At 62.0% G+C, this 15,225-nt stretch carries 1 protein-coding gene; it reads right to left on the reverse strand.

The genetic code is table 11. From position 1 onward, the window contains the following. Positions 1-63 precede the first annotated feature (63 nt). Positions 64-15,225, reverse strand: a complete 15,162-nt coding sequence (locus AC6ROY_RS23185; RefSeq protein WP_500102945.1) for an SDR family NAD(P)-dependent oxidoreductase — start codon at positions 15,223-15,225, stop codon at positions 64-66.

Here is a 15,225-nt window from a genome sequence, read left to right on the forward strand (position 1 = left end):
CTTTCCTATCCTTTGCATAAAAAAAAGCGCCCCCTTCCCGGACAGGAAGAGGAGCGCTTTCATCTAGTTCAAAATTTTCATCAGTGCCATCTGATCCATCGGACCTGCCAGCAGCGCCTCCAGCGCCTGCATGCCCTCAGGCGGCTCGATCGAGCCGATCCCCGCCTGGGTCATGCGTTCCTGATAGGCCGGAGATGCGACGACCCCGACCGAGCCCCAGTAGCCCCAGTTCATCACTTTCACGGCACAAGGCCATTCCTGTGCGAGCCGGCGCGCAAACGCGTCGGTAAAGGTGCAGCCGGCCACATAATTGCTCTGGCCTGCCGCTTTGAGAAACGCATTCACCGAGGAGAAGATCATCACGAAATCGAGCGGTTCTTCGCCAAACACCTGCGCCATGCGGACGCTGACATCCACCTTGGCTGCGAGCGAGGCGCGGAACTGCTCCTCCTCCATGTTGGCCAGGCTGCTGTCCGCCAGCACGATCGCGGAGTGTACGATCCCGTCGACCTGTCCGTAGCAAGCCTTGATCTCCTCATAGGCGCGCTCCAGCGACTGTCGATCCGTCGCATCCGCCGCAATGTAGTGCGGTGCAGGCCCCAGCTTGGACAGGGCGATCCGCTTGGCTTCAATCGCCGTATCCTGCGAACGGCGGCCGATCCAGACGATTTGCGCCGCGTAAGTACGGATCATGTACTCGCTCCAGACTTCGCCGATGCCGCCGGCCCCGCCGATCACCACGTATACGCCGCCCGGCTTGCAGATCGTCTGTTCCGGCTGTGGGCAACTCAGCTCCGCCAGTTGCTGGCGATGCCATTGCCGTCCTCGATAGACCCATGCATCCCCTTGCGGGTCTGCCGGGATCGTGAACAGGTCGGGCAGCGGCCATGCCTCCTCTGCGTCCAGATCGACCAGGCGAATGTTCCAGTTCGGATACTCCTTGGCCATCGAACCGATCAGGCCATGCAAGCCGGCGTGAACCGGGCTGACCGCCTCTTCGCGGTGCAAAGCCTGCGTCTGCGTCGTCAGCACCGTCCAGCCAAGGCTTCGAGCTCCGTATCCGAGATGGAGCACCGCTTTGATCAGGCGGAAGGCGAGCAGAACCCCTTCGTGCTGCCCGGCGATCACCGCCTCCAGCTCCAGCCCGTCAGAAGAATGGTCGGGCGCGATCCAGAAAATGTGATCGAGCGCACTGCGCGCCTGCAGCTTGCTGGCGATAACCTCCACGCTTTCTCCCGGCTTGATGTCAAGTTCGCGCGCGTTCGGCAGATACTGCCGGATCGCTAGCTGCTGCTCCGGCGTGCCGCCTACGATGGCGATCTGATCAAGCGGGGACGGGTGCAAGGGGCCTCGCTCCAAGGGAACCGCATCCCAGACAGGAACCAGCCTCACAACCTCGCCTTGCTCATCGTGCAGAAGGCTCGCTTCTGCGCTTGAAGTCTGCGGTGCAACGGAAGCCACTCCCGGATTTTCCAGCAGCGGCTCCACCCAGCAGCGCTGCTTCGCGAACGGGTAGGTCGGCAGGGAGATGCGTCGCGGTCTGTTTCCTTCGTAGAGCCGGCTCCAGTCAAACGCCAATCCTTTGACCCACAGGTCGAGCAGCTTCGCATATTTGCGCTTGCTCACCCACGCCTCGATCGCCGCCTGCAAGTCTTCATCGGCCGCAAACAAGGACAGGGTCTCTTTGTTGCCTTTGAGCTGACCACGGTACAAGCCGTCGATGCCGTCCTCCCCATTCAGGAAGCCCGCCAGCTTTTCCACCAACTCTCCGACGCTCGAAGCCGTCAGGGCCAACCGCTCCTCCATCGCTTCTCGTCCGACCTGCAAGGTGTAGGCGAGATCGACGAGGTCGGCTTCGGTGAACGCTTCTTCTTGCAAAACGGTCAGGAGATCCCTTGCCCGCTCGATAAGGCGCGGCTCTTCTTTGGCCGACAGCACAACGGCCGCCGGGTTCTCTGCGGTGACCTTCCGCTGCACGCGAGCCTCCGCTTCGGGAACGTATTCCTCCAGCAGGAGGCAAGCATTGGAACCACCCGCGCCAAAGCTGCTTACAGTCGCTCTCCTCGGCACTTCCCGCCCGTCGATCACCGGCCGCTTCCATTCCGCCAGCTCCTGCTGGACGACGAACGGCGTGCGGTCAAAGTCAATGTGCGGGTTAAGCACGGCTGAATGCAGAGAAGGCGCGAGCTGACGATGTTTCATTTGCAGCAGCACCTTCGTCAGACCGGCGATGCCCGCGGCGCTCTCCGAGTGCCCGATGTTCGATTTGACCGAACCGATCGCGCACTTCTGCCCGCCGACACGCGATTCTTGGAAGACCTTGGTGAGACCGGCGATCTCAATCGGGTCGCCCAGCGACGTTCCGGTGCCGTGCGCTTCCACATAGGAGAGCGTGCCCGGATCAATGCCGGCCTCTTTAAAGGCGCGGCCGACCACGCTCGCCTGCGCGTTCGGGTTCGGGACCGTATAGCCGTTGGTCTTGCCGCCGTGGTTGATGGCGGTCGCTTTCAGCACGCCGTAGATCTGGTTGCCGTCCTCCAGCGCTTTGGCCAGCGGCTTGAGCAGCACAGCGCCCACGCCTTCGCCCGGCACATAGCCGTCGCCGCCTTCGCCAAAGCTCTCGCAGCGCCCTTTGCTCGACGCGAAGTTGTTCTGCCCGAGCAGCAGGTACTTGTTCGGGTGCACCGACACGTTGACGCCGCCGGCAATCGCCACCTCGCACCCGCCATGCAGCAAGCTCTGGCAAGCCAGATGAATCGCGGTCAAGGACGAAGAGCACATCGTGTCGACCGCCAGGCTCGGCCCGTGCAGGTTCAGGAAATAGGACACGCGATTGGCGATCGAAGACGGGTTGCCAGCCAGTGACATCGGCTTGCCGAGCAGTGTCTGCTGCGCCCCGTACAGCTGGTACTCTTCATACATCACGCCGACGAACACCCCGACATTGCCGTCGAGCCCATAGGCGCGGTGCTTGGCGAGCGCATCGCGGGTGTAGCCCGCATCTTCCATCGCTTCATAGACGGTCTGCAGGAACAGCCGCTCCTGCGGGTCCATGAACTCCGCATCGCGAGGAGAGATGTTGAAGAACAGCGGATCGAACTTGTCCACATCTTGGAGGAAGCCGCCCCACTTGCTGTTCGTTTTGCCCGGATTGCGCTTGTCGGCGTCGTAATACGAGCTGTGATCCCAGCGGTCGGCCGGAATTTCCGTGATCGAGTCCCGACCGTCGCGCAGGTTTTTCCAAAACTCGCGCAGGTTCTGTGCCTCCGGGTAGCGGCCGGATACGCCGATGATCGCGATATCCAGCGGTTTTGCATCAGAAGCTGCTTCAACGGTCGGCACGTTTGCCCGCGCCTTCGAAGGAGCTTGTGCGAAACGGCCGCTCCCTCGCTTACTGAGCACGGGCGCTTCCCGCTCTGCGATCGGCTCGGCTGCGGCGACCGGCTCAGCGGCTGCCGGAGTCGGCTGATCTGTCGGCACTTCGACCCCGAGCAGCTTTTTCATCGGCTCCGGATAGGAGTCGATGAAGTACCCGGTCAGGTCTTCGATGTTCTGATATTCGAAGAACAAGGTCTTCGGCAGCGAACCGAATGTTTTTTCCAGCTGGTTGGTCATCTGCATGACCATGATCGAATCGATGCCATAGTCCTCCAGCGGCGCATCCGCTTCGATGCGGGCTGTCGGCATCTTCAGGACGGTCGATAGCAATTTTTTGAAAAAGAGAATCGACTTGTCCCGCAGAATCTCTTCCGACACCGAAGACTTGCTCAGCACAGAAGCCGATGCAGTCGGAATTGCCGTCTCTTGCGGCTGCTCCAACAGGGAAGCTCGCAGCTGTCTCAGGTTGCCGTGAAACACGACCACCTGATCCTGTTCCACCGCGAGGCTCTGATACAGCGCCTGTACGCCGCTCAAGGTCGGCATCGCGGTCATGCCTAGCTGCTCTTGCAAGGCTCGCTCCGTCTCGGCATCCAAGCGCATGCCGCCGTCCTGCCAGAGCGGCCAGTTGATCGACAGCGTGCGACCTTGGCGCCGCTTGGCGGCCACCTGCCCGTTGCGATACCGGGCATATGCGTCCAGGAAGGCATTGGCCATGCTGTAATCCGCTTGGCCCGGATTGCCGAGCACACCGGCGATGGACGAGAAGGTGACGAAGAAGTCGAGAGGCATGTCGCCGCTCGCTTGATCCAGATTCACCAGACCCGCCACTTTGGGAGCCAGCACCTCGGCCAGCTCCGCTTCCGTTTTCTTCAGCATGAAGTTGTCGCGAATCACGCCGGCGCTGTGGACGAGGCCGTCCAGCTTGCCGGAGTCGGCGCGGATGGCGTCAAACAGGCGCGCGACCTGTGCTCTGTCGGTCACATCCACACGCTTGTACTCGATGCGAGCACCTGTCGCTTGCAGCTCCTGCAGCGCGGTCTGCTGTGCTGCTCCAAGAGCAGAGCGGCCGGTGAGATACAAGGTCGTGCCGCTGACCTGCTGCACGATCTCCCGAGCCACGATCAGGCCGAGACCGCCTGCGCCGCCCGTGATCAGGTACGTCCCGCCATCTTTCCACGGGATGTGCGCCTCCTCCCGGGAGACCTCCGCTTCGCTCCAGCCTGCCACCCGGCGCTTGCCATCCTGGTAGCGAACGTGTCGGTCTTCCAAGCGGGCGAGATTCTCTTGCAGGCGAGCGGCCACTTCCGTCGCGTCGGACGTGCGCTCCAGTTCGATCAGCTGACCGATCAGGTTCGGATTCTCTTGCGACGCCGTTCGCAGCAAAGCGGAAAGTCCTGCGCTCAAGCGATGCTCCGGCTCGGCGCCGACTGCGATCTGCACGAGCACTTGGCCTTTGGGCTTCTGCTGAAGCAAAGCTTTGATCTCTCGGAACGCTTGGGTCGCGTGCGCTTCATAACGCGCTGCCGGATCGGATGTCTCCGAGCGCAACGTTATGCAGCGAGCGTCGTACACGTCTGCCTCCATGTCGCAGAGGAGCGCCAGGCGCTGGCTGTAGCTCGGCTGTTGTGCCGGCTCGCCGACCGGCTGCTCCGTCCAGTTCGGGAGCAGCAGCAGCGTTCCTTCCCGGCCGCGCCCATCGTCCAGTTGTCGTGCGGAATAGCCCTTGATGCGAACGCGGACATCGCCTTCTGCGGCACAAAGGTCAAGGTCGAACTTCTGCACCTTGTCCCCCGGACGGCTGCCAGCGCTGCGGCGCACGAGCACCCACATCTCGTCCGTGCACGAACCGAGGATGTCCACTTCCTCCAACGCGAACGGCAGAGCCGGACGCTTGATGTCGACACCGTCGGACAACAGGGCCAGCGTGACCTGCAAGGCCGAATCCATCAGGCTCGGATGCAGCGCAAACGAGCTTGCCCGCTCAACGGAAGCCGGCAGCACAAGGCGGGCGAGCGCTCGATCCGTGCCCAGATGCACGAGCTCGACGCCGCGGTGTGCCGGCCCGTAGTCGATGCCAAGCGACTCAAACATCGAATAGAACGCGGAGGCATCGAGCGTATGCAGGGAGCACTGAGACTGCAAAGTCTTGAGGTCAAGGCTTGGCAGGGCTTCAAGCGACTTCCACACCGCACGCCCTTGCGCGTGAATGACCGGCTCCTGACCTGCCTTCTCCTCGCTGTAGACCTCAAACCCGATCTCGCCATCCGCTTCCGGGAACAGGCTCAGATGCACATCCAGCGGCTGCTCCCCGAGGAGGAGCGGGCTTGCCCAGATGACATGCTTCAGACGCAGGCCGTCTCTTCCATCTTTCAGAGAAGCGGCCGCCAGCTCGACAGCTTCGCGCGCCATCTCCAGATACGCCACGCCCGGCAGCATGCGCCGGCCTTGCACGACATGGTCGGCCAGGAAGAACTCCTCCCCTGTGAAGGTCGAGGTAAATCGCTGCTCGGTCAGGTCGGACGTGTTGCGGTGAAGCAGCGGGTGAAGCGTCGTGTTCATCGCGTGCGACGAACGGCGTCCGCTGCCTGCCCTCCCCTCCCCCTTGGACATCCAGTAGCGCTCTTTGGCGAACGGATAGGCGGGCAGGCTGATGCGCTGCGGCAGGGTTTGATACAGCTCGTTCCAGTCAATGCGGCCGCCAAGGACCCAGAATTCGGCGAGCTTGTCGTGCTGACGATTCTGCATCCAATCGCTTGCCTCGGATGCGAGGCAGCCAAGGCTTGACTTGTCCTTGCCGCGTCTGACCTGACCACGGTACAGCCCGGCGATGTTTTCCTGCCCTTGCACGTACGCTTCCAAACGGTCTGTCAGCTCCTGCAAGGATCGGACCACGAGGGCCATCCGCTCTTCCATCTTTTCGCGTCCCACCTGCAACGTGTAGGCCGCGTCCGCCAGATCGGCATCCGTGATGCGTCCTTCCGCCACAAAGGCGAGCAGTTGGCGGCTCTTTTCCTGCAGGCGCTCCTCATTTTTCGCCGACAGCACGACGATCACCGCCTGCTTCGGCGCGGTGCCCTTGGTCTGGCGCGCTCTGCTCGGAATATATTCCTCGATCACCAGATGCGCGTTCGAGCCGCCGGCGCCAAACGACGAGATCCCTGCAATGCGCGGATATTCTCGACGAACCCCATCCAGTTCCAGAACCGGACGCGGCCACTCTCCCAGCTCCTGCTGCACGACAAACGGCGTCTTGCCGAAGTTGATGTTCGGGTTCAGCGGCTTGGCGTGCAGGGTCGGCGCGATCTGCCCATGCCTCATCTGCAGCAGCACTTTGGTCACGCCCGCGATGCCTGAAGCGCTCTCGCAATGGCCGATGTTCGACTTGGCCGAGCCGATCGCGCAGAACTGCTTGTCCTCCGTGCCTTTTTCAAATGCTTTGGTCAGGCCGGTGATCTCGATCGGGTCGCCCAGGGACGTGCCGGTTCCATGCGCTTCGAGATACGAGACCGTTCGCGGATGAACGCCCGCACGCTGCAGAGCGTCTGCGATGACGCGAGACTGAGCGTTCGGGTTCGGCACCGTATAGCCGTTGGTTTTGCCGCCTGCGTTCACCATGCTGCCCTTGATGACGCCATAGATGTGGTCGCCGTCGGCGATCGCCTTGTGCAGCGGCTTCAGGAGGATCGCCCCGACACCCTCTCCGTCGACAAAGCCGTCGGCCCCATCGCCGAATGCCTTGCACGCATCGGTCGCCGAGAGCATGGTCATCGCCGAGAGCCGCAGATAGTGCGCCGGATCAGAGATCAGGTTGACGCCGCCTGCGATCGCACAATCGCTCGTGCCGCTGTACAAGCTCTCCAGGGCGAGATGAATCGCCGTCAAAGAGGACGAGCAAGCCGTGTCCACATTGATGCTCGGCCCTTGGAAGTTAAAGAGATACGAGACGCGGTTCGCCAGCGACCAGAAGTTCGCACCCGTCGGGTAAAAAGCGTTCATGATCCCGGCGAACACCCCGACCTTGCCGCTTTCCGCGAGAGTGCCCGGCGTGTACCCCGCATCTTCGATGCTCGCGTACACCGTCTCCAGGAACAACCGCTCCTGCGGGTCCATCTTCTCCGCTTCGGCAGGGGAGATCTGAAAGAACAAAGGATCGAACTTGTCGATGTCCTTCAGGAACGCTCCCCATCGGGTGTACATCGTCCCCGCTTTTCCTTTTTCCGGGTCAAAATAGTCCTGCCAGTTCCAGCGTTCTTTCGGAATCTCGCCCACGCTGCTGCGGCCCTGCTTCAAATTGTTCCAGAAGCTGTTCACATCGTCAGCGTCCGGGTAGCGCCCGGCCAGCCCGACGATCGCGACGTCCTGCAGGCGCAGCGGCAGCTCTTCAGCTCTCATTTCGCGGGCGACAGGCGCCTCTTCTTGCCGCTGCAAATAGCGCTTGGAGGACGTGCGGAAGGTCAGGTTCGTGCGTGTTTGCGCGGCCTGTGCAGGCACGGAAGCCTCCGTGCGCGGCGTCTTCTGCACCTCCGTCTGCCCGGTCAGTCCGAGCTTTGCGACAAGCGCTTCGCGCTGCGTGTCGACCAGATGATCGACCAGCGAGTCCAGGGTCTGGTGTTCAAAGAACAGCGTGCTGTTGAGATCCTCCCCGATCCCTTCACGCAACGCATTGGTCAGCTGCACGACGAGGATCGAGTCGATGCCGTATTCCTCCAACGCTTCCGTCTCGTCGATCTTGTGCACCGGAATCTTCAGCGTGTCGCTGACGAGCTCCTTCAGATACGTCACGCTCTTCTCGCGCAGAGATTCAGGAGAAAGCGCGGCGACCGTCGCCTGCACAGGGCTCGGCTTGCTCGATACCGCTTGCGGTTTTGCTGCTTGTTGCTTGGTCGCCTGCTTGGCCACCGGCTTGCTTGTCTTCGCCGCCTGCTTCTGGCGAACGACGCCGTCGCTCATGGCGACGACAACCTGCTGGCCGAACTCATGCGCCTGCTCTGCCGGATGGAACACGCCGGAGAAGCCTTCGCTCGCCAGCACCTTGCCCCAGACCTCCGGGAACAAGCCTGGGTTGCCCGGAATGCGCAGCTCTGCATCTTCGTAGAGCCACCAGCCTTCGAGCAGACCGAACGTCAGATGCGTGAACAGCGCATTTTGCGAGATTTCGTTCAGCAAAAGGAGGCCGTTCGGTCGAAGCGCGGCTTTGGCGTTGCGAATCGTCTGCCGGATGTTCTTGGTCGCATGCAGGACGTTGGTCGCGATGACAAGGTCGTAGGCTCCCGCTTCAATGTCCTGTCCGGCGAGCGGCGCTTCGACGTTGAAGATCTTCGGTGCGAGATACGGATGGTCAGCCCCGTACTCACGCTCTGCATGCAGCAGAAACGCACGCGAGATGTCGGTGTAGCCGTACTCCACAATGCGATCCTGATACGGCCGCAGCTTGCGGAAGACCATCGCGCTCGTGCCTCCCGTACCCGCGCCGATCTCCAGAATGCGCAGGGAGACGGCCGGATCGTCCGCCATCCGTTCCTGCAGATAGGTCACCACCGTGTCAGCGAGCACCTCGTTGAAGTAGTCGGAGATCTGGTTGTTCTTGTAGATCCCCTCCACCAGCGCCATCGAGGCGTTGGGGAACATGATCTCCGTCGCCGGTACGCGGCCGGTCAGGATATCCGGCAAGGCGCGCAAGGTGGCCTCAACGAGCTGCGCCTGGGCTTTCAGGTTCGGGTTGGTGAGCCAGTGCGGCTTGTTCGCTTCCCATTCCAGCCAGAGCGCCTGGGCCGGCGTATCGAACTTCAGCGCAGGATCGCGCTCCAGAACGGCGACGCTCTCCGCCAGCCATTTGCGGTAAAATCCGCGCACCGCATGTCCGTCCTGCAATTGCGGCGCTTGCAGCTGCGCGCCGAGCAGACGAACAAGCAGCTCCTCCATGTCCGTCTTGTCCAAGCTCTCGTCCGCCTTCATGCGCGCCACGCGACCGTTCTGATCCGGCAGGCGCTTTTGCAGCGACTCTGCAAGCGCAGGCAGAACGTCCATCCCGATCTGCATCGTTTCGGTCGCGTTCACCCCTTCGACCTGCACGGCCTTGGTGGTTTTCATCAGCCCGAATTGGGCGATCGGTCGCGTCAGCAGCGTCTCCAGAGCTTCCATCGCTTCCTTCGGCTCGACAAATCCGATGCCGACCTGCGACAACAGCTCCCCTTCTTTGGAATGCACGATCTCCTCGGCGTTCCAGTAGCCCCAGTTCATCACCTTCACGCGGCAAGACATCTCGCGCGCCATCTGATGGGCAAAAGCATCCATGAACGTGCAACCAGCCGCATAGTGGCTTTGGTTCACATTTTTGATGAACGAGATGATCGAAGAGAAGAACAGGACAAAATCAAGCGGCTCGTCGCGGAACACCTGGGCCACGCGCAAAGAGACGTCCGCCTTCGCCGAGAATCCAGTGCGGAATTGCGCCTCCTCCATGCGATCCAGTCCTGCGTCCTGCAGCACCATCGCCGAGTGGATGATTCCGTCAATTCGGCCATACCGCTGCTTGATCTCGTCGCGCGCCCGCTGGAGCGACGCGGCATCGGTCGCATCGGCGGCCACATAGTGCGGAGTCTTGCCATGCCGTCCGAGGGCTTCGAGCTTGGATCGAATGGAGGCATCCGGTTGACGGCGACCGATCCAGACGACCTGCGCCTCGTAGCGGCGGATCATGTACTCGGTCCATGCTTCTCCGATCCTTCCGGCCCCGCCGATCACCACATACACGCCGCCCTGTCGGTACAGCGTGCCGTCAGCCGGCGTCGCTTGGAGCAAGACGAGCTGTTGGCGATGCCATTCGCCGCCTCGATAGACCCAAGAGCGACCACGGCGATCCGTCGGGAGCTGCAGCAAGTCAACCAGCGGCCAGACGCCCGCTTCGAGATCGACCAGGCGGATTTTCCAGCGCGGGTACTCCTTCGCCAGAGCGCCGACCAATCCGTGCAAGCCGGCGTGGGTCGGGTTAACCTGCTCCTGCGCGTGCAACGGCTGGGCCTGCGTCGTGAGTACCGTCCAGCCCAGCGGACGGGATTCGTATCCCGCTTGCAAAAGAGCTTTGACCGTGCGGAAGAGCAGCAGCACGCCTTCTTCCTGCTCGCGGACCAGCGCCTCGTTCGTCATCGAGGAGAGAGCGCGCTCCGGAGCGATCCAGAACATGTGGTCGAAGCTGCCCAGACGCTGCAGCTTGTCCCCGATCTCTGCGATGGAATCGCTCGGCTGCAGGTCGAGAGACTGTACGTTCGAAAGGTGCAAGCGCACGGAACGCTGCTGCTCCGAAGTGCCTCCGACCACCAACACGCGATCGGCAGCAGCAGGGAAAGCCGGCACGCGTTCCGGCGTGACGACATCCCATACCGGCGCCAAGCTCAAATTGCCGACCAGCGGGTCGTTTTTGCCCTCCTGCCCGGACGGCGTTTTCGCATCCAGCGCACGGTACGTGAAGCCTTTGATTCGAACCGAAACGCGGCCTGCCTCGTCGCATAGATCGATGTCGAGCTTTTCCACCGCGCCGCCTGCCTGGCTGCCTTCGCTGTGGCGGAGCACCGCCCACATCTCAGAGGTGCCGGCTTGGTAGACCTCCAGCTTTTGCAGCACGAACGGCAAAATCGGGTTCGGCGAGAGGTCTCCGCGCGCGCCGAGCAGGAAGCCGACCGACGCCTGCAGCGCTGAATCCATCAGGCTCGGATGCAGAACATACCTGCTGGCGGATGCTGACAGCGCGGACGGCAGAGACAGTCGAGCCAGCACGAGACCTGCGCCGACGTAGAGCTCTCGAATGCCGCGATGACCTTCCCCGTACTCAATACCCATCGACGAGAAGGCTTCATAGCAGGCTGCCGAAGTCAGCGCCTGCGAGGACGCTTGCTTCTGGAACGAGGCAAGATCGACCGTCGGAGGAGCCGTGACAGAAGCGAGCAGCGCGCGGCCTTCGCCATGCACCACCGGCTCGGAGTCCGGCCCCACGGTGTAGATCTCATACGCGACCTCGCCGTTCTCTTCCGGGAACAGTCCGATGTGCACCTGCACAGGCTGCTCTCCTATCGTGATCGGGCGAACCCATGCGACATTCTGCAGCTGCACCTCGCTCAGCCCTTCGACCAGCCCGCCGGCTGCATGCTCGACGGCGGCCCGCGCCATTTCCAGATAAGCCACGCCCGGCAGGACGCGATTGCCTTGCACTCGATGATCGTTCAGGAAGAACTCCTCGCCGGTAAAAGTCGACGAGAAACGCTGTTCGGCAAAATCGGACGTGTTCTGATGCAGCAGCGGATGAAGCACGCTCTGCACGCCCCCCGTTTCGGCCGCAACCTGTGCCGTCGCTCTGTTTGCAGCCTTGGGAACCCAATAGCGCTCCTTTGCAAACGGGTAGGTCGGCAGGCTGATGCGCTGCGGACGCCCTTGACGGTAGAGGCGATTCCAGTCGATCTCCACGCCTTTGACCCAGAGGTCTGCCAGCTTGTCATGCTTGCCTTTGGCGATCCATCGGTTCAGGAGCTCCCGCGAGTCTTCGTCTGCGCTGAAAAGCGTAATCGTCTCTTTGTTCTGCTTGACGGAGCCTCGATGCACGCTCACCTGCCCGTCCGGGTCTGCCACATACGCTTCGAGCTTTTGCTTCAGCTCCGAGAGGTCGCGGACGACAAAAGCCACGCGCTCCTCCATCGCCTCTCGACCGACTTGCAGCGTGTACGCGAGGTCGATCAGGTTGAGGTGTTGAAGAACCTCCGCAGCCGGGGTGACAGACTCTAGATGCAGGCCGGACGCCGCCGTTTCCCGCACCGCTCCCTCAAGCCCTGCCACGTGGGCCACCGCCGCAGCGATCGACTCTTGCTCCAGCAGTTCTTTAGGATCGACCTCCAGTTGGAATTCCGCTTGCAGACGCTCGCTCAGTTGGGCGAGGTGAATCGGTTCGATGCCATATTCGCTCCACTCGACATCCGCTTCCAACGCATCTGCCTTCACGTGGATCAGCCCCGCGAGCAGCTCCCGCATCACCGCTTCCAAACGCTGTTCCATCCCTTGCGCTTGCGCAGGCTCCACAGCTTGCACAGCCACCCGCACCGGATTCTGACGCTGCGCCTCCTCGTTCTTGTTCAGAGCCGCCAGCAAGCGGCCCGCATAGGCGACCAGGCGCTCCTTGCTCTTCGCGGACAGAGGAACAAGCGCGGCACTCTGCCCTTCCGTGCTCGTCGCCGCTTGCGGCGGGATGTATTCCTCCAAGATCACGTGCGCGTTCGAGCCGTACGCCCCGAACGAGCTCAGCCCGGCACGGCGCGGGTATTCGACCCGCTCACCGTTTTCGATGAGCGTCAGACGCTGCCACTCTTCCGTCTTGTGCTGGACGTAAAAAGGCGAATTTTCCAGCTCAATATACGGGTTGAGTTCCACCGAATGCAGCGACGGCACGAGCATTTTGTGATGAAGCTGCAGGGCGACTTTGTGCAGACCGCTGATGCCGGCCGCCGATTCGCCGTGGCCGATGTTGGACTTGACCGAACCGATCGAGCAGTATTGCTTGTCCGGCGTGAAGTGTCGGAACGCCTTGACCAGCCCTTGGATCTCGATCGGGTCGCCGAGCGACGTCCCGGTGCCGTGCGCTTCCATATACGAGATCGTGCGCGGATCGACTCCCGTTTTTTCCAAACATGCTTGAATCATGTCCGCCTGGGCCACCGGGCTCGGGACGGTGATCCCGCTCACTGCGCCCACGTGGTTGGTCGTGCTTCCTTTGACCACCGCATAGATGTGGTCGTTGTCCGCAATCGCCTTGCTCAGCGGCTTGAGCAGCACCGCGCCGATGCCTTCGCCCGACACATACCCGTCGCCGCCCTTGCCGAACGTGTGGCAGTACCCGTCGCTGGAATGCATGTCCATCATGCCATACGTCATGTACTTGTTCGGATGCAGCGACAGATTCACCCCGCCGGCCAGCGCTACTTCACACTCGCCGCGCTTGATGCTCTCCAGCGCCAGATGCACGGCGATCAGCGAAGACGAGCAGACGGTGTCGATCGCCATGCTCGGTCCGTGAAAATTGCAAAAATACGACACGCGGTTCGCGATCGACGCATAGCTGAGCGACAAAGGCTGCGGCTGTCCGTCGCGTACCGCTTCGGCTTGAATCAGCGTGTAGTCCTTGTGCATCACCCCGACGAACACGCCGACATTGCGGCGCTTGTTCGGTCCTTTTGGCGTCACCACCGTCTTCGGGGTGTAGCCGGCGTCTTCCACCGCTTCCCAGCAGGTCTCCAGGAACAAGCGCTCCTGCGGGTCGATCGTCTCCGCCTCCCGTGGCGAGATGCGGAAGAATTGCGGGTCGAAGCGGTCCGGATCATGGATAAAACCGCCCCATCGCGACATCGGCTTGCCGGACGGAGACTTGACGCCCTCCAGCCGCTCCCGCTCCCAGCGCGACTCCGGAACCTCCGTGATGCAGTCTTTGCCAGCCCGAAGATTCTCCCAGAACTCGTGAAGGTCGCGCGATTGCGGATACTTGCCGGACATCCCGATGATCGCGATGTCCTCTCCCGCATCCGGCGCGCCATAGCGGCCGGTCCCCGGGAGTTCGCGCTCAGCCTCGTACAGCTCGTCTGCCGACTCGCTCCACGCTGCCTCTGTCTGCTTCGCTCCGCTTGCCCCGCCGCCGAAGCGATCCGCATGATGCTCAGCGAGGTACTCGGCCAGCTCCATGATCGTCGTGTACTCGAACAACAGCGTCGGCATGAGCTGCGTTTCGAGCTTGCTGCCGATCGCCGTCACGACCTCCAGCAGCATCGACGAGTCGAGGCCGATCTCGTAGTACCCGACACCTGTCGCCACTTGATCTTCCGGTTTACCCAGCTTTTCGGCGATCAACCGGCGCAGGAAGGCAGACGCCTCCTCGACCGCCGAACCGCCTCCCGACGCATACGCAGGAGGTGCGACCGGCGCGGAAGGCCGGGGCTGTGGCTTTGGCTTTTCTTGCCCAGCAGCCTCCGCCTTGCGGGCCGGATTGATCATCCCTGCCCCGCGTACCAGCTTGCCCTTGTAATTGAGCAGCTCCGCAATCTTCTTTCCGCTTGCGTCAAAAAACTCCATCGTCAGAAAGTTGAGCTCCTTCTTCCGCTCAACCGGCTTGGCGATGCGCGTCCAGCACGCCGTTCCGAGCAGAGCGGCGGCGCGGAATTTTTCATAAAACAGCGGCAGGAACAGCCGCTGCTCCTCCTCGTTCGTGTTGTCGAACAAGACACCGGTGCCAACGCCGCTGCCATCGATCAGCGTCGGGTGGAACATGAAGCCCTCCGCACTGCGGCGCGCCTCGTCCCCCAGCGCGATCTCGATGTAAGACGCCCCGTTCTCGCCCTCATAGACCACGCCGTCCGCCAGCATGAACCCCGTATGCACGAGCTCTTGGCGGCGGCACTGCGCATAAAACGAATCAAGCGATACCGCGCGCGCGGCCGTCTGCTTAATCCGGCTGATATCAAGAACCTCGTCGAACGTCAGCGGATCGCACAGATGCATCTCCGCCGTGATGTGCAGCTTGCGCTCCGGGGACAAGGCCCCCTTGCGCCGCTCCTGCCCTTCCACGCGAATCTGCCAGCGGCCGGCTTCCGTCTCGTCGCACTGAACGCGGAGCAGGACGTTCAGATCCTGCCCCACGACCAGCGGGTTATAAATGGAAAGATTGCGAAGCTCCAGCCGTGCGAAATCATAGCCCCGCTCTCGAAACAGCTGATAGAGCAGATCAATGTACGCAAATCCCGGAAACAGCTCTTGACCGTAGGCTTTGTGATGCTTGACGACCGGATGATCCTTGCCGATTAGAATTTGATCTTCCAT

The organism is Paenibacillus sp. sg306046 (genome assembly GCF_059821225.1).